The organism is Vibrio paucivorans (genome assembly GCF_054053395.1).
The window spans coordinates 1,449,064-1,470,941 of the sequence record NZ_CM133230.1; the positions used below are offsets into that span (position 1 = coordinate 1,449,064).

Annotated in this window: 20 protein-coding genes; 10 read left to right on the forward strand and 10 right to left on the reverse strand. The window is 45.4% G+C overall.

Annotation, left to right across the window (positions count from 1 at the left end; genetic code table 11):
• Positions 1–69: 69 nt before the first annotated feature.
• Positions 70–828 carry a substrate-binding periplasmic protein gene (locus tag ACXABW_RS06800; protein WP_457524725.1) on the forward strand — a complete coding sequence of 253 codons (759 nt, stop codon included), beginning with the start codon at positions 70–72 and terminating at the stop codon, positions 826–828.
• Between the two features lie 121 nt (positions 829–949).
• On the opposite strand, the gene ribA is transcribed toward ACXABW_RS06800, so the two are convergent.
• Positions 950–2,002: a GTP cyclohydrolase II gene (ribA, locus tag ACXABW_RS06805; protein ID WP_457524727.1), complete on the reverse strand. Its 1,053-nt coding sequence runs from the start codon at positions 2,000–2,002 to the stop codon at positions 950–952.
• A 622-nt stretch (positions 2,003–2,624) separates the two neighbouring features.
• Here ribA and ACXABW_RS06810 point away from each other — a divergent pair.
• On the forward strand, positions 2,625–3,713 hold the full coding sequence (locus ACXABW_RS06810) for a hypothetical protein (protein ID WP_457524729.1): 1,089 nt from the start codon (positions 2,625–2,627) through the stop codon (positions 3,711–3,713).
• Positions 3,714–3,746: 33 nt separating this feature from the next.
• Here the strand turns inward: ACXABW_RS06810 and ACXABW_RS06815 are convergent, their stop codons facing one another.
• Positions 3,747–4,853 carry a M20/M25/M40 family metallo-hydrolase gene (locus tag ACXABW_RS06815; protein ID WP_252030618.1) on the reverse strand — a complete coding sequence of 369 codons (1,107 nt, stop codon included), beginning with the start codon at positions 4,851–4,853 and terminating at the stop codon, positions 3,747–3,749.
• A gap of 125 nt (positions 4,854–4,978) precedes the next feature.
• The gene (locus ACXABW_RS06820) at positions 4,979–6,520 is read right to left on the reverse strand and encodes an EAL domain-containing protein (protein WP_457524731.1); all 1,542 of its coding nucleotides are present in this window, start codon (positions 6,518–6,520) and stop codon (positions 4,979–4,981) included.
• Positions 6,521–6,960: 440 nt separating this feature from the next.
• Between ACXABW_RS06820 and hppD the strand changes: the two genes are divergently transcribed.
• From hppD to maiA, 4 genes are all read left to right on the forward strand, one after another.
• Positions 6,961–8,034: a 4-hydroxyphenylpyruvate dioxygenase gene (gene hppD / locus ACXABW_RS06825; RefSeq protein WP_457524733.1), complete on the forward strand. Its 1,074-nt coding sequence runs from the start codon at positions 6,961–6,963 to the stop codon at positions 8,032–8,034.
• On the forward strand, positions 8,027–9,157 hold the full coding sequence (locus ACXABW_RS06830) for a homogentisate 1,2-dioxygenase (protein ID WP_252030621.1): 1,131 nt from the start codon (positions 8,027–8,029) through the stop codon (positions 9,155–9,157). The genes hppD and ACXABW_RS06830 overlap by 8 nt, the downstream gene beginning before the upstream one ends.
• Positions 9,158–9,226: 69 nt before the next feature.
• The gene (locus tag ACXABW_RS06835) at positions 9,227–10,240 is read left to right on the forward strand and encodes a fumarylacetoacetate hydrolase family protein (RefSeq protein WP_457524734.1); all 1,014 of its coding nucleotides are present in this window, start codon (positions 9,227–9,229) and stop codon (positions 10,238–10,240) included.
• A 24-nt stretch (positions 10,241–10,264) separates the two neighbouring features.
• On the forward strand, positions 10,265–10,915 hold the full coding sequence (maiA, locus tag ACXABW_RS06840) for a maleylacetoacetate isomerase (protein WP_457524736.1): 651 nt from the start codon (positions 10,265–10,267) through the stop codon (positions 10,913–10,915).
• Between the two features lie 78 nt (positions 10,916–10,993).
• Here maiA and ACXABW_RS06845 read toward each other — a convergent pair whose 3' ends face one another.
• Together ACXABW_RS06845 and ACXABW_RS06850 are read right to left on the reverse strand one after the other, a co-directional pair.
• Positions 10,994–11,737 carry a DeoR/GlpR family DNA-binding transcription regulator gene (locus ACXABW_RS06845; protein WP_252030625.1) on the reverse strand — a complete coding sequence of 248 codons (744 nt, stop codon included), beginning with the start codon at positions 11,735–11,737 and terminating at the stop codon, positions 10,994–10,996.
• A gap of 8 nt (positions 11,738–11,745) precedes the next feature.
• Positions 11,746–12,450, reverse strand: a complete 705-nt coding sequence (locus tag ACXABW_RS06850) for a glycerophosphodiester phosphodiesterase family protein (protein WP_457524737.1) — start codon at positions 12,448–12,450, stop codon at positions 11,746–11,748.
• A gap of 275 nt (positions 12,451–12,725) precedes the next feature.
• Between ACXABW_RS06850 and ACXABW_RS06855 the strand changes: the two genes are divergently transcribed.
• The 4 genes from ACXABW_RS06855 (at position 12,726) to ACXABW_RS06870 (ending at position 16,465) form a co-directional block, all read left to right on the forward strand.
• On the forward strand, positions 12,726–13,742 hold the full coding sequence (locus tag ACXABW_RS06855; RefSeq protein WP_457524738.1) for a C4-dicarboxylate TRAP transporter substrate-binding protein: 1,017 nt from the start codon (positions 12,726–12,728) through the stop codon (positions 13,740–13,742).
• 102 nt (positions 13,743–13,844) lie between these two features.
• Positions 13,845–14,324, forward strand: a complete 480-nt coding sequence (locus ACXABW_RS06860; RefSeq protein WP_457524739.1) for a TRAP transporter small permease — start codon at positions 13,845–13,847, stop codon at positions 14,322–14,324.
• 9 nt (positions 14,325–14,333) lie between these two features.
• Complete coding sequence (locus ACXABW_RS06865; RefSeq protein ID WP_252030629.1) at positions 14,334–15,617, forward strand: TRAP transporter large permease; 1,284 nt, start codon at positions 14,334–14,336, stop codon at positions 15,615–15,617.
• Positions 15,618–15,679: 62 nt separating this feature from the next.
• Complete coding sequence (locus ACXABW_RS06870; RefSeq protein WP_457524740.1) at positions 15,680–16,465, forward strand: HAD-IIB family hydrolase; 786 nt, start codon at positions 15,680–15,682, stop codon at positions 16,463–16,465.
• A gap of 90 nt (positions 16,466–16,555) precedes the next feature.
• Here the strand turns inward: ACXABW_RS06870 and ACXABW_RS06875 are convergent, their stop codons facing one another.
• The 5 genes from ACXABW_RS06875 to ACXABW_RS06895 all read right to left on the reverse strand — a co-directional run bounded on the left by ACXABW_RS06875 (position 16,556) and on the right by ACXABW_RS06895 (position 21,659).
• Positions 16,556–17,323 (reverse strand): DeoR/GlpR family DNA-binding transcription regulator, encoded by a 768-nt coding sequence (locus ACXABW_RS06875; protein WP_265686263.1) that lies wholly within the window; start codon positions 17,321–17,323, stop codon positions 16,556–16,558.
• 54 nt (positions 17,324–17,377) lie between these two features.
• A complete protein-coding gene (gene ugpC, locus ACXABW_RS06880) occupies positions 17,378–18,520 on the reverse strand; it encodes a sn-glycerol-3-phosphate ABC transporter ATP-binding protein UgpC (RefSeq protein WP_457524741.1) in 1,143 nt (380 codons plus the stop codon).
• Complete coding sequence (gene ugpE, locus ACXABW_RS06885) at positions 18,510–19,352, reverse strand: sn-glycerol-3-phosphate ABC transporter permease UgpE (RefSeq protein ID WP_457524743.1); 843 nt, start codon at positions 19,350–19,352, stop codon at positions 18,510–18,512. Before ugpE ends, ugpC begins: the two co-directional genes overlap by 11 nt.
• A gap of 9 nt (positions 19,353–19,361) precedes the next feature.
• The gene (locus tag ACXABW_RS06890; RefSeq protein ID WP_265686264.1) at positions 19,362–20,243 is read right to left on the reverse strand and encodes an ABC transporter permease subunit; all 882 of its coding nucleotides are present in this window, start codon (positions 20,241–20,243) and stop codon (positions 19,362–19,364) included.
• Between the two features lie 63 nt (positions 20,244–20,306).
• The gene (locus ACXABW_RS06895; RefSeq protein ID WP_457524745.1) at positions 20,307–21,659 is read right to left on the reverse strand and encodes an extracellular solute-binding protein; all 1,353 of its coding nucleotides are present in this window, start codon (positions 21,657–21,659) and stop codon (positions 20,307–20,309) included.
• Between the last annotated feature and the right edge of the window lie 219 nt (positions 21,660–21,878).

The following is a 21,878-nucleotide window of genomic DNA, read 5'->3' on the forward strand; positions in this document are numbered from 1 at the left end:
TTTGCTGCTACTTTTAAAGATAGCCGCTATTGAGAAATAGTAAACACGTTGTTGAAACATGGAGGTTTTATGAGATTTAAGCAGTTAAGTTTGGTGGCTTTGGGTGGATTGGCATTGAGTGCTGGGCTTAAAGCTGAAACCATTAACTACTATGTTATATCGCAGCAAGCGCAGCCATTTCAGATAGAAGAGCAAGGCTCCAACCATTCAGGAATCGTAACCGATATCGTCAAAGCTGTATTCGATGGCAGTGACTATGAACTGGCTTATCACACCTATCCATTTAATAGAATGATTACGGTATTGGAAGCCGGTGGGGAAGATAACTGGGTCACCTATGGCAGCCCTAACTGGGGCAGTGTTCAGGCTGAAAATCTGTCCGATAAACCGATTTACACCGTAAGGCATACTTTAGTTACGAGTACCAAGTCTCCATTTAAGTTCGCTGATATGAGCTCACTCAACGGTAAAGGTGTTGTGTTGTTACACGGTTTTGATTACCCAGAGCTGATCCCTTATATCGAGAAAGGGGATGTTGCGGAGATTCGTGTTAAGAACTATCAATCGGCTTTTCGTGTAATCCAAAGAACAGCAGGGGAAGCCGCGTTTGTCGAAATGTCTTCGCGAGTGAGTTACAACCTAGATAAATTACAGCTTGATAGAGACTTGTATCGATTGGAACCATTTAGTTTGGTTATCCCTGATTACTATATCCATTTGGCGTTTTCGAAACAGATGAAGCCAGAAATTCAAGATTTTATTAATGATCGTTTAGAGGAAATGCGCACTTCGGGTGAACTGGACGACATTATTGGCAACTACATATAAAACGCGACATAAGCTAGGGCCTTTGCCTTAGCTTTTGACCTATTCACAATTCAAAAGAAAGCGCCAGCAATGCTGGCGCTTTTGGTTGTACCGCTTTGGATGGACTTCAGCGTTACGATCATTATTTGATGAACGAAGCATCAAACATATGACCAAGTTTGGCGGCTTTAGTTTGTAAGTAGTGTTGATTATGTGGGTTGTTTCCCTCTTGTAATGCTACGCGCTCAACAATATTAATGTTGGCTTTTTGCAGGGCTTTCACTTTGCGCGGGTTGTTAGTCATTAGGCGAACCTGTTCTATTCCAAGGTAACCCAACATGCCTTGGCAGAAAGTGTAATCGCGCATGTCGGCTGCGAAACCAAGTTGCTCGTTGGCTTGAACGGTATCTGCGCCATGGTCTTGGAGGTTATAGGCACGTACTTTGTTGACTAAGCCAATACCGCGACCTTCTTGGCGCAAATACAACAGCACACCAGCTCCTTCGGAGACGATGTTTTGTAATGCGCGAGAAAGCTGGAACCCGCAATCACAACGTGCGCTGAATAGTGCATCACCGGTTAAGCATTCGGAGTGGAGACGAATAAGAGGCGCGGATTCTTGCGAGATGTCACCGTACACAAGAGCAAGGTGCTCCTTATTAGTTTTGTGCTCGATGAACGCGCACATTCTGAACTCGCCCCATTGTGTGGGTAGCTTGGCTGATTCGATAAAAGTGACCAAATTATAGGGAGACTGCTGTTGTAGTTCCTGACGCACTTGCATCAGGATCTTGCCAAGAATGTTCTGTCCTTTTCCATCACCGCCATCGCCCCAGAAAGCATCTTTGTGTGAATGCTCTTTTAAATCTCTATCACCGGTATTAACTAGATAGTGAGCAAGTTGAGGGTTTTGGTAAAACTTCTCCTTCACGATTTTTTCCATGACTTGCACTCGAATATCGTACCAATCGGCACGAGTATCTAGCTCGTATTTGCGGCTGAGTTCGAATGCAATATCTGGGGTCTCTGCTGAGAGGATTTCTTGTTGTAGTTCGGCAGAGATGAATTTTTGCGCTTGATAATAGTGTTCGCTAGTTGGCCAACTGACGTCGTCGATTTTTATTTTTGAAGGGTAGAAGTTGGAAAGAAATCCATTTGAATCAAACGGTTCGTAGAATAGGATTGAATTGTCCATGATGATCTCCTGACGTCCTGTAGAATATGCAGCACATTTATATGCGCCTACATCAATAATGCTAGTTTGCATGCATATTGCCGTCAAACTGAGACAAGGATCTCATCAGCGTTTTTCATCCCAACTAAAAAGCCCGTAAGAACGGCATTTAATTTAAGTGATTGTTTAATCAAATCCATCAGGTCATCACACCTTCTATCTGAAGGTGAAAATTAATTGATAAATTTGTTAGGGTCTGTTGATCTTTCGCGGTTAAATTTTGTTCGGATGGGGACGCCTAGTCAAAATCGTTTTAGGCGAGGCGAAGACTGTGTAGCCTAGTCATTCTAAGCCAATAGTCTTTAACGAAGCATAAAACGATTTTAACGGGGGCGCCTAGCTCGAACCCTTCGGGCAGCCTTTGTGGTTCATTTCTACTGCGTTATCAGCTTCTCATGTAGGCTAGCTACACATCAAAGCCTCTGCCTTGTAGAAATTTCCCACAAAGTGCTGCAAAAATCAGCTCGAAAGATCAACAGACCCTAGTCACATGGCCGTGAGGTGGCAAAACTTGAGCTTTGCGCACGGTATGTAGAGGTCGTGTATCAGTATTGTTTCCGCTCATTGATTGAAAGGTGCGGTTATGAACAAGGAACAGTTAAGACAGCAATCCCAATTGGAGTTCAGCGAAAGCGGGATAGACATCGTTGTTGGCAGCATAGATGGCCTGGGTATTGATGTGGAAGCGCTCAAGGCAATATCACGTGACTCTAGTTATGTAGAGCAGGTGTTTGATAGTGGACTCACCGCCGTTGTCTACAAACTCCGGCTAGCGGGCAAAGCGTGGACGCTCAAGTTAAAACGACCAACCAGTTTAGTTAAAAATATTGATGGCCAAACGTCGTTTCTTAATGAGGTGCAGCGCCGCAGAGACTTACAGCGTTTGAAATCAGGCAACCCAAGCGCATTTCGCCACATTGTCGATACACAATACGCCTCGTTTTTAGATGGAATTATCCTTTCTCCTTGGATAGAGGGGCAGCCTATTGAAAAACTCGATAACAATTTGTTTGAGCAAATCTTTTTTACGCTTTGTGAGTTAGAGAAAGCTGGCCTGTTTGAGTGGGATCTTTGCCCTGGTAATTTACTTTTGAACGATGAAGGGGAGCTGAAACTGTTCGACTTTGGCTATATGTATACCTTTGATCCTTTAACCGAGTTCAATAGTAATGGTATGGCCACGCCACTGTTTCATGGCGTCGAACGTTTTGAAACGCGCTTTCTATTTACCTCATTGCTCAGTCAGCAGGACCTCAGTGAAGATGAACAGTTTGAGTTGTACACGAAAATGAAAAAGGTTGCCGTGACGGCGTATCAACACAAACGGCAGGTTCTAGCTCAAAAGGGCGCTTCAAATGAAGTGCTACAGTGGTTAGATAATATAGTGGGAGAGTGGCGACAGGGCCTCTCGAGCGAAGGTGGGTTGCGCAAGCTGTATGGAAAAGAGCGTTTTCGCTCTACCTTGCTGGATCTGCTTGATGATGTGCACGGAAAATCCTGTAATTCCGTTACGCTTAGCAAAGCGGACTACGTAATTGACGCTATAGAACGGCAGTACGATACACTGTTGGCACAAGGTGGATTGTTCTTTGGTGATGAAAAGCTGAGCCAAGAAGGCTTAGTCGCCAAATACCAAAAAATTAGAGCTGATGCAGTTCGCTATCAGCTCTAATTGATTTTCAATGCATGGTTAAGCGCTGAACAGTTATACCGTTAGATAGTGCTTAACGAACTCTGTCACTTTCACCATATCATCAATGGCGATGTACTCTTCTGTGGTATGCACCTTCGCCATGCCAGTAGAGATGTTAACCGTTGTTAGGCCTTTCGCATTAAAGTTGTTAGCATCGCTACCACCGCCGGTTCCTTTCGTGAAAGGTTCCGCGCCGATGGCTTCAAAGGATGCTTTCACTTCTTGGATATGCGGATGATCGTCGGCAATCACGAATGCGTTGTATGCTCGAGTCGACTCTATTTCCACTTCTGCACCATGCTTCGTCGCCGCTGCTTGGAAAGTTTCAATCATGTGGTCAACTTGTTTGGTGAGCTTGTCGTCGTTTAGAGAACGAGCTTCAGCAACAATCTTCAGTTCTGGCATAACGATATTGGTTGCCTGACCACCTTCAACCACACCAATATTTGCCGTGGTTTCTTCGTCGATGCGAAGCAGGTTCATTTGCGTAATGGCATCTGCTGCAACGCTAATTGCGCTGATGCCTTCTTCTGGTGCTAAGCCAGCGTGCGCTGGGCGGCCTTTGATCGTTGCAACGATTTTTTGCTGGCCAGGTGCGGCATTTACGATAGTGCCAATTGGGCCACCGGTATCAAGAACAATGGCTTTGTTTGCTTGAATGTAAGACATATCGAAGTGCTCAGAGCCGAACAGGCCACCTTCTTCGTGCACGGTGAACGCAAGCTCGATGGTTTTATGATCGAGGTTTTCAGCTTGAATACAACGAACCGCTTCCATAATTGCAGCGATGCCCGATTTGTCGTCGCCACCTAAAATGGTGTTGCCTTTTGAACGAATGATACCGTCTTCGATAACCGGCTCAATGCCGTTGCCTGGAGTCACGGTATCCATATGGCAGCTTAGTACGATGCTGTCATCCAATTTACCGTCTAAGCGCGCGTAGACATTGAAGCCGTTAGAAACCTCTTCAGGTACAGGGAGTTTATGAACGGTAAAGCCCATCTCACCAAGTTGTTCAGCCAGCGTTTCTGCAATTTGTTTTTCGTAGCGAGATTCGCTGTCAATTTGAATTAATTGAAAGAAGTGGTCGACGAGTCGTTGTTGGTTTATTTGTGTCATTGTAATACCTCTTAGGGAACAGAGGCAGTTACCATAGCGCTTGTTACACGGGAGATTCCCTGAGTTAAATCAAGAAACCTCCCGATAGGTATCTATGCTAGTTGGGATATTTGGTTGAATATTCTCTACTCGATATTAATAGGGTTGGTGGTATCGAGCGAAAATTCATCGTCAGATTTGGGTTTAATTAGCGGCAGCACATGACGAAGTGTCATCGGTTTAAAATGATAGTAGCCTTGTTGGTAGGGCACACCTTTCGCGACGAGATAACTGTGTTGCTCAGAGGTCTCAACACCTTCAGCGATGGTTTTTACATCAAGGTTATTAGCGAGTTCAATGATCGAATTGAGTACCGGGGCATTAACTGACGTGACGCCAATCGTATCTATGAAGCATTTATCAATTTTAAGATAATCAAACCTGATGTTCTGCAGTACTGAAAGGCTTGTGGTACCTGTACCAAAGTCGTCGATGAGAATATCGATTCCAAGTGAATGCAGATCGGCGACGGCAAGTTGTCCTTGCTCATTGAGTAACTGCCTTTCGGTAATTTCCACACCCAGCTTGATGTTCAACGCAAGTAACTGGCTCTTAAAAACCTGCAGCCTTTTTAGGTTTTCTTCATCCGCAAGGTAACTTGGTGGAACGTTGATTCCAAGGTGCAGCAGCTTGTTCAAGTTAGTGTGTTTGAAGTCTGTCAACGCGCGCTCCAACACATAGTCAGTAACCGTGTTGATTAAGCTGCTTTCTTCGGCGATAGGAATAAAGATATCGGGCCGTACATACCCAAAAACAGGGTGCTTCCATCTCAGTAGGGCTTCGACACCACATACTTCATTCGTTTCGCTGGTAATGATGGGTTGGTAGACCAGAAACAGTTCTCTTTTTTTGAGCCCTTTTTCTAAGTGAGTTGCCATGGAACGATTGCGTTTTAACCATACTGCGATTAGACAGTAAGTTAGAGAAATAGTGACTGATATTGGCAGTGAGCCGAGAATAAATATTCCTAGAATTCGCCAAATGTAACTGGAGTTCGCTTCTACCGAAATTGAGTAATTGTATCGCTGAGAACTCGCTTTAAATATCGTTGGTGACCATTCTTGTCGCTCGGTAGGGAGTTGTGAGTATCGATGCAAATGGAAGCTGAACTTCTTAACGCGAAGATCACTTGAATACCCTAATAGCGCGCGGAAATAGTAGCGGTCGACTGTAGACATCGCGCTCCATTCCGGATTGGTAGGGTTTGTATCTAATACAATGTAGTTTTGAATATGGTATTCGTCAGGAATGTTGAATGTGTATATACCAGATTCTAAACCTGCACGAGGACGGTACGCGGAGACTCGCTGACTGATTTCTCCTTCAAATGAAGAGCAGGTGATTCGGTCTTTGTTTACCAGAATAAGCTCTTCAATGGTGCTGGAGTAGCGCAGCGATTTCTGTATTTGCTCACAATTTCCAATGTTGTTGAGCGCCATTTTATTTTCCCGATGCATGTTGGTGACAATGACATCGATATGCGCGACATACCGCTCTATTAGAGCTCGGTATTCAGATCCAATATACAAGACAGAAACGATGCCACTTAGAAGTATCATCAGCGGGATAGGGAATATTAACCAGAATAGGCTGAACTGATTCGGTAATGCTCTATGGTTTTTCTTCATTGAATATTGATAGTGAATCCACTTCTTAATAATTCTATCAATGTCTCTTTCCTGAGACTTACCACCTTACGCCAATTTTGAGAGGCAAACGCGAATTCAGGTTCGTTGGTTTGTTACTGATGAAAATTTGCACTAAATCTGTGAGCTGTAAACATAATGTTACTGTTTGAGGCGGATTTTACAGATGTAAAAGTTCTTTGAAATACAGTGCTGTAAACGCTTTTCTCTATTCTACGGCCTTGGTGATGGTTAAATGTAATGAAAATGTTACTAAAATATAGATTAAGAGTAACGTTCTGAAGTTCTTCGATTCTATTTCTTTTTTGAACGAGATATTTCAAGTTAATAAAACGACGTGACGCACAGTGTTTATCGAAAAAGTGTCGTTGCTGGAAACAACGTTAATGCGAAAAGAATATGAAGCACTCAAGGAGTAGAGCATGACTGTATCGTACAACCCACTAGGTACTGATGGATTTGAATTTGTTGAATACACAGCGGCAAATGAAAAGGGGATTCAGGATCTAAAATCGCTATTTAGTTCGTTAGGTTTTGCCGAAGTGGCCAAGCATCGTTCTAAGGAAGCATGGCTTTATCGCCAGGGAGACATCAGTTTCATTGTGAATGCTCAGCCGCACAGCCAAGCCGAGGAATTTGCTAAGGTGCATGGGCCTTCTGTTTGCGGTATGGCCTTTCGTGTTCATGATGCGGCTGTGGCAATGGAGCAAGCATTGGCAAATGGTGGCGAAGAGTACAAGACCGAAATTGGCCCTATGGAGTTGAGCATTCCTGCTATTTACGGAATTGGTGAGAGCCTGCTCTATTTCGTTGACCGCTACGGTAGCAATTCAATCTATGATGTGGATTTCAAATTTTACGAAGACGCCAAAGAGCGCCTTACTGCTAAAGATGTCGGCCTTTACGAGATTGACCATCTCACTCATAACGTAAAACAGGGCAATATGGATGTATGGTCGGGTTTTTATGAGCGCATTGGTAACTTTAGAGAAATCCGCTACTTCGATATCGAAGGCAAATTAACAGGCTTAGTCAGCCGAGCGATGACAGCTCCTTGTGGCAAAATCCGCATCCCAATCAATGAATCTTCGGATGATAAATCGCAGATCGAAGAATTCATTCGCGAATACAACGGTGAAGGTATTCAGCATATCGCATTAACCACAGACGACATCTACGAAACAGTGAAAACGCTGCGTGATCGTGGCATGGACTTTATGCCAACGCCAGACACCTACTACGAGAAAGTCAATTCACGAGTTGAGGGCCATTCTGAGGACGTAGATAAACTTAAAGACCTACGTATCCTTATTGATGGTGCACCAATGAAAGACGGCATTTTGCTGCAAATCTTCACCCAAACGGTGATTGGCCCAGTGTTCTTTGAAATCATTCAACGCAAAGGGAACGAGGGCTTTGGTGAAGGTAACTTTAAAGCGCTGTTTGAATCTATCGAGGAAGATCAAATTCGACGCGGGGTGTTAAACGATGCATAAGTGGATTGCATTTCCTCATAAGGAAGGGGTGTGCTCTAAGCAAGCACACGCCGATTTTCCTGAAGAGGCTATTTATGAGCGCGAAGCGGGCAGGGAGGGCTTTTTTGGTCCTGCTGCTCACTTTCATCATCAACATGCGCCAACTGGCTGGAGTGAATGGGAAGGTGAACTCCGCCCTCGAGCATTCAATTTTAACCTAGTTGAGAAAGCGGTTCAGGTTTCACCATGGATTGTGCCAAATCTATTGCACAATGCCGATTGCAAGATTCGTGTTTGGCGCATGGACCAAGCGATGGACTTTTTGGTACGAAATGCCGATGGCGATGAGCTACTGTTCATCCACCAAGGGCAGGCCGACCTTTACTGCGACTATGGCCACCTTGAAGTCAAAGAAGGGGATTATGTAATGATCCCTCGTTCGACTAACTGGCGTATCGAACCAAAAGAACCGATGTTCATTTTGATGGTTGAAAACACAGGTTCTGCTTATTCATTACCTGAAAAAGGGCTGGTGGGTAATCATGCGGTGTTTGATCCAGCAGTACTGGAAGTCCCGTCTATTAACGACAAATTTAAAGCGCAGTATTCTGAGCAAACGACACAAGTGCAAATGAAGCGCCATGAGCAGGTTAACGTAATCACTTATCCATTTAACCCTCTAGATGCGATTGGCTGGCATGGCGATTTGTCGGTCGTAAAACTGAACTGGCGTGATATCCGCCCATTGATGTCGCACCGCTACCACCTACCTCCATCCGCACATACTACTTTCGTTGGTAAAGGTTTCGTGGTGTGTACGTTTGTCCCTAGGCCAATAGAAAGCGATCCGGGGGCGTTGAAAGTGCCGTTCTACCACAACAATGACGATTACGATGAGGTGCTGTTCTACCACGCAGGGGATTTCTTCAGCCGAGACAACATCGAAGCGGGTATGGTGACATTCCACCCGGCGGGCTTTACCCATGGGCCACACCCGAAAGCATTTCAAGCTGGGCGTGAGTACAAGAAGAAGTTCACTGATGAAGTGGCAGTAATGATTGATACTCGCAATGCGCTTAACTTCGCTGACGAAGCTCAGCAAGTGGAAAATAAAGAATACGTTTACAGTTGGAAGCAGCCTTAGCCCTTAGCGCAGGTCCAGACAGTCGTTTAATACGGCAGATTAGAACAACAGATTGAGCAAGGAAGTAATATGAAGTTAGCCACATTGAAAAATGGTACCCGTGATGGTGTGCTCATTGTAGTCAGTAAGGATCTGTCTAAGTGCGTTGCTGTTGCCGAGATTGCAGGCACGATGCAGCAAGCTTTAGACAATTGGCAGCAGACTAAGCCGTTACTCGAAGAAGTGTACTTGGGTTTGAATGAAGGTATCTTGCTACAAGAGATGCCATTCGACCAAGCTAAATGTGAGTCCCCGTTACCGAGAGCCTATCAGTGGGCTGATGGCTCTGCGTACGTTAATCACGTTGAGTTAGTGAGGAAGGCGCGCGGTGCTGAAATGCCACCAAGTTTTTGGACTGATCCGCTGATGTATCAAGGCGGTTCAGATGCGTTCATTGGTCCACGAGATGATATTCCACTGGGCAGTGAAGACTGGGGCATCGATTTTGAAGGTGAAGTTGCTGTGGTAACGGGGGATGTGCCGATGGGGTGTGCCTACGACACGGCGGCAGATTCAATCAAACTTCTTATGTTGGTTAATGACGTTTCACTGCGAGGGTTGATTCCAGCCGAACTCGGTAAAGGGTTTGGCTTCTTCCAATCAAAACCCTCCTCAGTGTTTTCGCCTGTCGCAGTGACGCCTGATGAGCTTGGTGAGTCTTGGGCTGACAACAAAGTGCATTTACCGCTGCTTTCCACCTACAACAACAAACCATTTGGCTGTCCAAATGCGGGCGTAGACATGACGTTTGATTTTGCTCAATTGGTCGCACACGCCGCTAAAACGCGTCCACTTTCAGCGGGGGCTATCATCGGCTCAGGCACGGTGTCGAATAAACAAGGTACAGACTTCGGCACGGCGATATCAGAAGGTGGTGTTGGCTACTCTTGCATCGCGGAAGTACGCATGATTGAAACCATCCGAGACGGTAAGCCAAGCACTCAATTTATGCGCTTTGGCGATACGATTAAGATGGAAATGCAAGATCAACATGGCCACAGTATTTTTGGTAGCATCGACCAAACGGTCGTGAAATATTCATAGGGCTGTTTGTAACAGGGAGATTAGATGGCTAACTTGACTCTTTATGGGTACTGGCGGTCTTCGGCCGCCTATCGAGTGCGCATTGCGCTAAATTTAAAGCAGCTCGATTATACCTCGGTCCCCGTTCATCTGGTGAAAGACGGTGGACAGCAGCACGCCACAAGTTATAGCAGTATGAATGCCAGTGAACTGGTCCCTGTCTTGGTCGATGGGGATCTACAACTAAACCAGTCCTTGTCGATTATTGACTACCTCGATGAAAACTACGCAGGGCCACTTTTAACACCAGAGAGCGGTGACCGACGTTATTTGGTTAAGTCACTGGCGCAAGATATTGCTATAGATGTTCACCCCATTAATAACCTCAGAGTGATGCAGTACCTTTCAAAGGAAGTTAATGCAGACGATAACCAAAAGCTTAACTGGACAAGACACTGGATTGAACTGGGTTTTCACGCGTTAGAAAAGAAACTGGCTTCCGCGAGTGGCACCTATTGTGTTGGCGATGAGATTTCGTTGGTCGATGTATGTTTAGTGCCGCAAGTTTACAACGCAGAACGTTTCGGCGTAGACATGAGTGCTTTCCCTATTATTCAGCGTATAGTGGAAGTACTGCGAGTGCATCCTGCTTTTGTTAAAGCGGCGCCTGAGAATCAACCCGATGCGGACTACTAGGCAGTATTAAAGGAAATAAAAAGGCCCTTATCTCGCAAGAGGTGAGGGCCTTTTTTCATGTTGTATATATTGAGTAATCTAGCTGTGGGGCACAGCCTGAACGTTCAAGTCTGCTGGTAGTTGAGCTTTATTGGTGTAAATACGCTCAAAATCAGCCAAAGGAGCGACTTTGATGGCGGTGGTTCTTTCCCATTTGGTTGCATCGGCGACCAGCCAAGTTTGGCGGCTGTTTCGCATGATAGATTGAGACAAGTCAGATTCTAACTGTTCGTGTTCCATCGCATAGTGGCTGCTGGTGACAGACGCACAGCCACAGATGCCCACATCGGCTTCAAAGCCTGCAAAGAAGTTGACCGCGCTGCTGCCGACAAGATCTTGGTGCTCTCGGCGAAATAGTCCGCCTGCAAGATACACTTCGATGTTCTGATTAGCCTCAAGAATTTTCGCAACTTGCAGGTTATTGGTCACCACACGTAATGTCGATTTTCCCAGCAGAAACTGGGCAATTCTTGTTACCGTTGTGCCGATACCAATCATCACGGTTGCACCATCTGGTATCGCTTCGGCGACGGCGAGAGCAATGTCGTCTTTGGTTGTCGACTCCACTTCAGAACGGAAACGGTAACTGGTGTTAGTAAGGGTGGCAGGTAAACTGACCCCGCCATGAACTCTTCGCGCTAGCCCTTGTTCGCATAAGTTGTTCACATCGCGACGAATGGTTTGAGTGGTCACAGAAAACAGTTCGGCCAATTGGTCGATCTGAACATCTTGATCCACTTTTAGGGTGGCGAGGATTTGTTTTTGGCGTTGGTTCAGTTCCATAGTCACTACTAAAATTCGTTTGGTTTGTCCGTGATGATGTAGTCAACACCTAAGTCATAGAAAGCTTGTGCTTTCTCTGGCATATTAAGAGTCCAGATTTTAAGCACGAGTCCCGCTTCTTTGATGGACTTCGCTATGTCGGCATTCAGGATTTGGTGGTCGATATGAACACTGAATAAATCCAATTCATTCAGTGATTCTAAGCTGAAATCATTCCAAACTTCGCAAATGAATCCGCGTCTTACCTGAGGTAAATGAGCTTGGCAAATAGCTAAGGCGTCTTTGCTAAAACTGGAGAGTAGCAGCTTGTCTAGAGGGTAATTCTTCTGCTTTACCACACTGACAACCTGTTTAACCAACGTATCGATGGTTTTGTCGTCGTAGGTTTTCAGTTCTAGATTCAATGTCAGATCGAGTTCGACACATTTATCCAGCGCTTCTTCTAATGTCGGTACTTGAGTCCCTTCAAACTGATTGCCAAACCATTTGCCCGCATCGAGGGTCTTAAGCGTCTCAAGGTCGAGTTCGGACACTTTACCTTCGCCGTCGGTGCAACGGTTTACCGTTTTGTCGTGAATAATGACAGGAATGTTATCCGCACTCAGTTGAGTGTCGATCTCTACCCAAGTCGCGCCCGACTTAGCTGCTTGCTCAATGCTTACCAGTGTATTTTCTGGTGCTAGCGAAGCGGCACCGCGATGGCCTGTAATCATAGTGTACTCTCAATGTTCATTTGAAAACCAAAGTGACAATAGCTTGGTTTTATTACAGTTTTATTATTGGTGGTTTGTTGTGCATTAATCTAGCTGAATTTCTGGGCTAGTGGCAACGTTTAATTGTCAAAAAACAATAGTGAGATCTTATTCAAACTATGTTCATCTTAATGATACAAATGTTCATATGAATGTAATAATTCACTCGCATACTCTACAAAAATTAAATATCACTCTCTACTTAAGTAAAAACAGCCATTAATAAGGTACTGAAAATGAAAAAGCTATTAGGGACAGTAATTACATCCGCTGCACTGCTACTTGCAGGTTGTGGGGAATCCGATAAACCTGAAGCTGCGGCGACGGCCGATCCGATTAACATTAATATGAGCCTTGTGTTCTCGCAAAACGAACTGCTAACGCAAGAGCTGATTAAAGTGACCGATAAAATTCGTGAACGCAGTGAAGGTTCAGTAAACATCAAAGTATTCCCAGGTGGTCAGTTGCCTGTTTATAAAGACAACCTAGAGCAAGTTGTAAACGGCGCAAACTGGATTGCTGTTGAAGACCTAACTTACCTAGGCGACTACGTGCCAGATTTTGCAGCACTTGCTGGCCCTATGCTTTACAACACTTACGATGAATACCTAGCAATGATGGACACCGAGTTTGTTGCTGGGCTAAAAGAGAAAGCAGAAGAGAAGGGCATTAAAGTTCTAAACGCGGACTACATGTTCGGCTTCCGCCACATGATCACTAACAAAGAGATCGTGAACTCTGAAGACATGAAAGGCATGCGTATCCGCGTACCACAAAGTCAGCTGTTCATTAGCACGCTATCAGCGATGGGTGCTGCTCCAGCTTCACTTCCATTCCCAGAAACCTACGCGGGCGTTCAGCAAGGCGTAGTGGATGGTCTTGAAGGTTCTATCCTGACTATGTACTCAACTAAGATCTATGAAGTTGCGAAAAACATGTCTTTGACTAAGCACTTCCTAGGTACTGTGGGTATCTACATTTCACCTAAGCTTTGGGACAAGTTCACTCCAGAGCAACAGCAAATCATCAACGAAGAGCTAGAAACGGGTGCACTTTCAAACACATCTGAGCTAGTTAAACTGGACGTTGAGTACACGCAAAAGCTAGAAGAGCTAGGCGTAACGTTTAACGAAGTTAACTCAGAAGAATTCAACCAGTTAACAGCAGATGTTTACAACCAGTTCCCTGCATGGAGTGAAGGTATTCACGCAACCATCATGCAAGAGCTAGAAACGATTCGCGCTGCTCAGTAATTCCACAAACAGTGACTAACCCAAATACGGCCTGAATTATTTCAGGCCGTATTGTTCCTAAATTATCTATTGTTTATGTAGATAATTTATTGGAGAAGATTTTTGTTTTTATTAAGAAATATTGAAGAGATCCTCGCTTCCATCGCTATTTCAATCACGGTACTGGTCGTGATTGTGAATGTGGTTTTACGTTATGGTTTCGGCTTTGTCGTGCCTTGGAGTGAAGAACTCTCTGTGATCTGCTTTATCTGGGCAGTGTATTTAGGTATCAGCTCTTGCTATAAACATAAACTGCATATGGGCGTAGATGTGATAGTGGCTATGCTGCCAACTAAGGCAAAACCTGCGTTCAAGTTATGTGTTTCAGTGTTCTTACTGGCACTGAATATTTTGATGGCAGTGTTGAGTTATCAATATCTGATGCTTTCCAACAAAGTGACGCCTGTTATGGGCTTATCGTACTTCGCCATTAATGGCGTGCTACTGCTTTGTTTTGTTCTTATGGCTATTCACACAGTGAAGTTCATTGTGGATGACGTCGCGTGTCTTAAACGTTCACATAACAAGCGTTCACATAAATAGGTTCTGTCGATGGAAAGCTATCTGCCGATAATCATTCTTTTTGTTCTCTTTCTACTGAATATTCCCATCGCGTTTTCGTTGATCGCGTCGTCGATGGTGTACTTCTTATTCATCAACGATTCGATTCCTGTCAGTTTGGTCATGCAGCGTTTTATCAGTTCTGCTGAATCATTCCCGCTGTTGGCTATCCCGTTCTTTATTATGGTTGGTTCGGTAATGAACTATGCTGGGATCAGCCGCAGTTTACTGGCGTTTGCAGATTCAATAATTGGCCACAAAACGGGTGGCTTAGCGCAAGTGAACGTTGCACTCAGTACGTTAATGGGTGGTATCTCTGGTTCGGCCAATGCCGATGCGGCGATGCAATCAAAAATCCTCGCGCCAGAAATGACTAAACGAGGTTATGATCTTCCGTTTACTGCTGCTGTAACTGCAGCTTCTTCGAGCATTAGCCCGGTTATCCCGCCAGGGATCAACCTGATCATTTTCGCGTTACTTGCGAACGTTTCAGTACACCAGATGTTCATCGCGGGTTATGTCCCTGCATTTTTGATGGCTGCATCTCTGATGGTGACCATTGCATTTATCTCGCGTAAGCGTAAGTACAAGCCGTCTCGCTCCGAGCCAGCCACCGCCAAAGAGCGTTTTCATTACTTCCTAAAAGCAGTACCTGCGTTACTGATTCCATTTGGCATCATTTTGGGTATGCGTTTTGGCCTGTTTACGCCAACGGAAGCTGGGGCGATTGCGGTTCTGCTATGTATCATCATCGGTGCGTTTGTGTACCGAGAGTTAGGCTTTAAACACATTCCACTGATTTTGCGTGAAACGGTCCAAGGGACGAGTAGCGTAATGTTCATCATTATCGGGGCGATGGTGTTTGGCTATTACATGACGCTTGAGCAAATCCCACATAACGTTGCATCAGCATTGATTGAACTGACTGACAATAAGTTGATGCTGCTACTGCTCATCAACGTGCTTCTGTTGGTCGTGGGGATGTTTATCGAGGGTGGCGCTGCGATGATCATTTTGACGCCATTACTGCTTCCTGCTGTGTTGAATTTGGGGGTTAACCCAGTTCACTTCGGCATTATTGTCATTGTAAACATCATGATTGGTGGTGTTACGCCGCCATTCGGCTCAATGATGTTCACTGTATGCTCCATTTTGAAGGTGCGTATGGTTGATTTTGTAAAAGAAGTAGCTCCGCTGTTACTAGCGCTGCTTACGGTGTTGATGTTACTGACTTTCTCGGAAAGCTTAGTAATGTTTTTACCGAATTTGCTTTAACACTTTGTTTTTAAAGAATTAGCTTTAAAAAATTTGTTTTTAAGAGATTTTGAGGTGTAGGAATGAATTCGGTAACGAATGAATTAAACCAAGATTGGAAACACGTTGACTGGGTTCTGACGGATGTAGACGACACACTCACGTGGGAAGGCCGTTTGCCACCAGAAACATTGATCGCACTACAGAAACTACGAGATTCCGGTAAGAAAGTGGTTGCGGTAACGGGGGCATGTGCTGGTTGGTGTGATCACATCGCTCAGTTGTGGCCTGTAGATGCCGTGCTTGGTGAAAATGGTGCATTTATTATGGAGAAGAAAGGTGGCTACCTTACGTTACGCTCCGATGTGCCACTTGAAACGATTCGTCAGAATCAGCAACAGTTAAAGGGGCAAGTTGAAGAAATCCTACAGGATTACCCTGAGCTTGGGTTAACGCTAGATCAGTCTTATCGTTTGTGTGAAGTAGCGATTGATATTGGCCAAAACCGCCCACGAGTTGATGACGCTGTGATCGAAGAGATTGTTGCCAAAATCCATGCGTTGGGTGCTCACGCAACTGCAAGCTCAATCCACATTAATGCATGGTATGGAGAGCATTCCAAAAAGGCGACAGCGACGGCGTTTCTGGCAGAGAAAGGGTTGTCTCGCGAAGAGATGACCACCCGCGCATGCTATGTTGGTGACTCAATGAACGACCAATACATGTTTGAGATACTGCCAAACAGTGTTGGTGTGGCGAATATCAAGCATTATTGGGACCGCTTGGCATTTCATCCTTCGGTTGTAATGGATCAGCCAGGCGGTTACGGTTTTGCTGAGTTTACCGAAAAGCTGCTAGCAGCCGAGTAAGCGCTAAGTGACAAATTTTATATAGAAAAAGCCCCAGCAACACGTGTTGTTGGGGCTTTTTATCTTCAGTAGTCGCACGAATTCGTTGGATTATCGACCGCGACAGATAACCAGTTCGGTATCATGAACTTGGCACAGTTGGTTAATGGCACTGTTTGGTTCATCGACAAACAGTCGCTTAATTTCACTCAACTGGCCGCTCACCACCGGCGCATATCGGCCAAGTTTAGTGGTGTCTGCCACTAACCAACACTGTTGGCTTTGTTGGATGATCGCTCGGTTGAGGTTGGCTTCATCGGGGGTAAAATCCAACAACTGGCCATGTTCACCTAATCCGCCGACCCCAAAGATGCCAATTTTGATATTGAATTGGCGATAAAACTGCGTAGTCGATTCGCCAACAGTATCTTCATCGGACGAACGGACCGCACCTCCCGCTAAATGAACCGAAAGGTTAGGGTTTCGGCTTAATATAAGGGCTGCATTGATATTGTTCGTCACCACAGTCAGCCCTGGATGGTCGAGCAGAGCGTGGGCGACATTTTTGGGTGTGGTGCCAATTCCCAAAAATATACTGGTGCCTTCAGGTAGTGCTTTCGCAACTTGCTTAGCGATGCATTGCTTTGCCGAAAGGTTCAACATGTCGCGATTGCTGAATGATAGGTTGTCGTTTGCACTGGGCAGGCATATCCCGCCATGAACTCGGCGTACCATTCCTTTGTCGCTCAAATCATTCATATCCTTGCGAATGGTTTGAACGGAAACAGAGAATTGATGAGATAAAATGGCGCTTGAGAGCACGCCATTTGATCGCTCTAGATAGGTCAGTATCTCTTTTTGTCTGGAAGATAGACTCACATTTTGTCCTTTATCTCGATGTCTCGTTGCTCATCGTAATGTCTGCTATCTCGCTTAAGCGATGGCTTGCTGAGCATTCACAACAGGGCATAGTCGCTGACCATTCGAGTCGAATAGGTGCAAATTGTCCTGACTTACATACAGCGAAAGTGGCTGACTGATGTCGAACGAAACTTCTGCAGTGACTGCGATAAAAGGTTGTTTAGCAACAGAGCCGTGAACCAATTGATTTGGCCCGAGTGGTTCAATGACATTTATTGCCATTTCTAGAGCTAAGGCATTATCAATATGAGAGGTACTTGCATGCTCTGGACGAACGCCAACCATCACATCTTGGCTGACCACATTACGGTATTGGGCAAGGTAGAGCTGTTTGTCACCAAACTCTAAGTATCCCTCGTCGAGCGTCGCAGGGATGAAGTTCATGGCCGGGCTGCCCATAAAGCTTGCAACAAACTGGCTTGCTGGCTGGTGATAGACTTGGCTTGGTGTACCCACTTGTTCAATTTTGCCTTGATTCAGTACCACGATACGGTCTGCCAATGTCATTGCTTCGACTTGGTCGTGGGTGACATAGACGCTGGTTACTCCTAACTCTCTCTGCAGCTTTTTTATTTCTAGGCGCATGTGCGCGCGTAGCGCTGCATCTAAGTTCGATAAGGGTTCATCAAACAAAAACAGTTGTGGGTCGCGCACGATTGCTCGCCCCATTGCAACACGCTGTCTTTGGCCGCCTGAGAGCTTCGCCGGCTTTCGGTCTAGGTATTCTTCGATTTTAAGCGTCTTTGCTACTTTGGTGATTTTGGTCGCGATGGTTGCTTTATCAACCCCTCGGTTCTTTAAGCCGTAGGCTAGGTTGTCGTAGACACTCATGTGAGGGTAGAGGGCGTAGTTTTGGAATACCATCGCGATGTCGCGCAAGGCGGGTTTTACGGTATCGACACGTTTGCCCCCAAGGTGGATTTCTCCACCAGTAATCTCTTCTAAGCCTGCAATCGAACGTAAGATAGAAGATTTACCACAGCCGGATGGCCCCACAAGGACAATGAACTCACCACGCTTGATATCGAGTGATACTCCTTTAACTGCCTTGTGGCCATTTTCATAGGTCTTAACCAGTTGGTTGAGCTCCAACATGCTGAACTCCTGCTGTGCTTGATTCACTGAAATAGATTGGATGTTTTGGTTATTTTTCACTTTCGACTAATCCTTTTACAAACCAACGTTGAAATACCACGACCACAATGACTGGAGGAAGCATGGCAAGAATGACCATGGCAAATGCGTAGTCGTAACGAGGCGTACTGGTTTCGTTTATGCTGTTGAGTACTTGTTTTATGCCCATCACGATGGTGTTGTAACTTTCATCGGTGGTCATCATGATTGGCCACAAGTACTGGTTCCAACCCACCACGAACATGATGATGAAAATAGCCGCCATCATGGTTTTAGATAGGGGAAGTAAAATATCGATGAAGAATCGAATTGGCCCTGCGTTGTCTAACTGAGCCGCTTCCATGAGTTCGTCGGGTATGGTTTTAAAAAACTGACGGAAGAAAAAGGTCGCGGTGGCAGAAGCAATCAACGGCAGTATCAGTCCCGTATAGCTATTGAGCATGCCAAGCTTTGATACCACTTCGTAAGACGGAATAATGCGAACTTCCAGTGGAAGCAACAGGGTGATGAAGATTAGCCAGAACCACGCCGATGAGTAAGGTAGCCGGAAGTAGACTAGAGCATAAGCGGCGAGCAGAGCGATAAGGATCTTACCAATTGAAAACCCAAGGCCCATGATGAGTGAATTTATGATCATGGTTCGAGCGGTAACATCGCCTGCAAAGCCTAAGCTACGGTTCCAAGCCTCGTGATAAACCGCGGAAAAATTGTCGCCGATCCACCACTGTAAACCTTCGCTGATAATGGTGTTAGGTTGATGCGTTGAGCTGGCAAATATCAACCAAATGGGTACCACCATAAACAGCGCGCCAGCAATCAGAATTAGGTGGTCGGAAAGTTTGTTACTTTTCATGGTTTTTCCTTAGTAGTGAACGCGTTTTTCGACGAAACGGAATTGGATGAAGGTGAGGCTGAGAACAAGCAACAGCAGCACAACAGACTGAGCGGAGCTTCCACCTAAGTCGGCACCTACAAATCCATCGCGGTAAACTTTGTAAACCAGTGAAGTTGTGTTACCACCAGGTCCTCCTGAAGTCATGGTGTCGATCACACCAAACGTTTCGAAAAATGCGTAGGTCAGGTTGATAACCAACAGGAAAAAACCAGTCGGTGCCAGTAGTGGGAAAGTGATGGTCCAAAAGCGTTTTGAGTCGCTGACGCAATCGAGCATTGCTGCTTCTCTTACTGCGAGAGAAATCGATTGAAGCCCTGCCAAGAAGTACACAAAGTTGACGGAAACCTGCTTCCAAACAGAGACTAAAATCAGTGCCAAAGTGGCATCAACTGGGTCAGTTTGGAAGCTAAACTCCCAACCGATGTAGCTGAAGAAGTCGCTCAGCACACCAATATGAGGGTTAAACAAAAAGGCGCCAATAATGCCCGCTACTGCAGGAGCAACGGCGTATACCCAAGTTAACGTGACCTTGTAAGGTCCTTGGCCGAGGATGATGTTATTGGCTTTGACTGCCAGTAACAGAGCAATCGCGAGCGAGAAAAATGACACGACAACCGCGAAGAGTAACGTAAAGCCAATTGAAGCGATGTAGTCGCTAGATTCGAACAAAATTTGATAGTTTTCGAACCAGACGAATGTAGACGAAAGCCCCCACGGGTCTTCTAGCATAAAAGAGAGATAGACAGCTTGCGCTGCGGGGTAGATAAAAAACACCGCAATGATGACAATTTGAGGCGCTAGAAAGAGATAAGGCAGCGCAGAGTGATGAAATTGTTGACGACGTTCCACAACAGTATCCAAATGATGATGAAAGTAGAGCCCTTGAGTTTCCCCAAGGGCTGGGAGAGGGGATTATTGAACCGTGCGAGCAAAGCGTTTCAGAAGCTGGGTACTTTCTGCTTCAACTTTGTCTAGGCTATTTTCCACGCTAGAGCGTCCCGCGAAGATGTTGTCGAACTCGCGGTGCATCACTTCTCGGATCTGCGTGTAGTAACCTAAACGGTAGCCTTTCGTCCATTCACCAGATGTGAGGCTCAACTGCTTAATGCCAACTTCAGCATCTGGTTGTTCTTTGTAGTAACCCGATTGCTTGGTTAACTCATAAGCTGCGTTAGTGACTGGTACGTAGCCTGTTGTTTTATGCCAGTACATTTGTGTGTCTGGTTGAGTGAGGTACTCAAAGAAGGCCGCCACGGCTTTGTCTTCGTTAGATTTGTGGCCGTTCAGAGCGAACAGCGCTGCGCCACCAATGAAGGTATGGCCTGCATTCGGGTTAACCGATTCCCAGTAAGGCAGGTAAGTGGTACCCAACTCGAATTTTACTCGGTTTCTTAAACCACCAAATGAACCTGATGAACCCATCCACATTGCGACTTCTTGGCGTTCGAAAGGTGTTTGGTTTGCGTCCCAGTCACTGCCGTAATACTTGTAGTAACCTTTGTCTGACCACTCTTTTAGCTTCTTGACGTGCATCAGCATGTCTTCAGTATTGAACATGATTTTGGTTGGCAAACCATCGTAACCGTTTTGTTTGTCTGCCAGCGGAAGGTTATGACGCGATTTAAAGTTCTCGAACATGATCCATGGCGTCAGCGATTGTGAAAAGCTTGCATAACCTTTGTCTTTTAGCTTCTGCGCTACCTGCTCAAGTTGTTCGTAGGTTTTTGGCGCTTCAACGCCGACTTTAGCTAGGATGTCTTTGTTGTAGTAAAGAACAGGCGTAGAGCTGTTAAATGGCATACCGATCATTTTGCCATTGTTATCGGCGTAGAAGTTTCTCACGCCAGCAAGGTAATCCTTCGACTGAAATGGGTAGCCAGACTCTACCATGATGTCTTGTACAGGCTTAGCAACGCCCGGAGCTGTCATGATGGTTGCAGCGCCAGCATCGAAGACTTGTAGAATGTTAGGTGCTTGTCCTGCACGAAAAGCAGCAATGCCTGCAGTGAGTGTTTCGGTGTAAGAGCCTTTATAAACTGGTGTGATTTTGTAGTCGTCTTGTGAAGCATTAAAGTCAGTAGCGATTTGGTTTACGGTATCGCCTAACTGGCCTCCCATCGCATGCCACCAAGTAATTTCAGTTGCAGCAAATGTTGTCCCAGAAACAGTTGCTGTCAGTAAACCAGCCAACCATTTATTTCTAAAAGACAGTGACTTAAACCCGAATGTTTTAGCACCTGGTTTTTTAGAACATAGCTTTTTCATGTCAGTTTCCTTGTGAGTTTCGAACGAGACATTCTGTGTTTCGTTTGACGCTATGTTGGTGGAGTTTTATTGCAGATTCGTGAGTGTAAAATTTCATCTGTATGAAAGATTTATGGATCGCGTTACATAGGTCACGTTAATAGGTTTTATTAGTGACGGATTTCACAGTGATTATTTCGGATGATGGCAAATGGAAACAATGCGACATTATCAATGAAT

What these genes read in the sequence shown, in the direction of transcription:
- ACXABW_RS06820 (WP_457524731.1), bottom strand. Translation starts at nt 6,520, where the DNA reads ATGAAGAAAAACCATAGAGCATTACCGAATCAGTTCAGCCTATTCTGG.
- hppD (WP_457524733.1), top strand. Translation starts at nt 6,961, where the DNA reads ATGACTGTATCGTACAACCCACTAGGTACTGATGGATTTGAATTTGTT.
- ACXABW_RS06830 (WP_252030621.1), top strand. Translation starts at nt 8,027, where the DNA reads ATGCATAAGTGGATTGCATTTCCTCATAAGGAAGGGGTGTGCTCTAAG.
- maiA (WP_457524736.1), top strand. Translation starts at nt 10,265, where the DNA reads ATGGCTAACTTGACTCTTTATGGGTACTGGCGGTCTTCGGCCGCCTAT.
- ACXABW_RS06855 (WP_457524738.1), top strand. Translation starts at nt 12,726, where the DNA reads ATGAAAAAGCTATTAGGGACAGTAATTACATCCGCTGCACTGCTACTT.
- ACXABW_RS06850 (WP_457524737.1), bottom strand. Translation starts at nt 12,450, where the DNA reads ATGATTACAGGCCATCGCGGTGCCGCTTCGCTAGCACCAGAAAATACA.
- ACXABW_RS06895 (WP_457524745.1), bottom strand. Translation starts at nt 21,659, where the DNA reads ATGAAAAAGCTATGTTCTAAAAAACCAGGTGCTAAAACATTCGGGTTT.
- ACXABW_RS06835 (WP_457524734.1), top strand. Translation starts at nt 9,227, where the DNA reads ATGAAGTTAGCCACATTGAAAAATGGTACCCGTGATGGTGTGCTCATT.
- ACXABW_RS06800 (WP_457524725.1), top strand. Translation starts at nt 70, where the DNA reads ATGAGATTTAAGCAGTTAAGTTTGGTGGCTTTGGGTGGATTGGCATTG.
- ribA (WP_457524727.1), bottom strand. Translation starts at nt 2,002, where the DNA reads ATGGACAATTCAATCCTATTCTACGAACCGTTTGATTCAAATGGATTT.
- ugpE (WP_457524743.1), bottom strand. Translation starts at nt 19,352, where the DNA reads ATGAAAAGTAACAAACTTTCCGACCACCTAATTCTGATTGCTGGCGCG.
- ACXABW_RS06815 (WP_252030618.1), bottom strand. Translation starts at nt 4,853, where the DNA reads ATGACACAAATAAACCAACAACGACTCGTCGACCACTTCTTTCAATTA.
- ACXABW_RS06865 (WP_252030629.1), top strand. Translation starts at nt 14,334, where the DNA reads ATGGAAAGCTATCTGCCGATAATCATTCTTTTTGTTCTCTTTCTACTG.
- ACXABW_RS06870 (WP_457524740.1), top strand. Translation starts at nt 15,680, where the DNA reads ATGAATTCGGTAACGAATGAATTAAACCAAGATTGGAAACACGTTGAC.
- ACXABW_RS06810 (WP_457524729.1), top strand. Translation starts at nt 2,625, where the DNA reads ATGAACAAGGAACAGTTAAGACAGCAATCCCAATTGGAGTTCAGCGAA.
- ACXABW_RS06845 (WP_252030625.1), bottom strand. Translation starts at nt 11,737, where the DNA reads ATGGAACTGAACCAACGCCAAAAACAAATCCTCGCCACCCTAAAAGTG.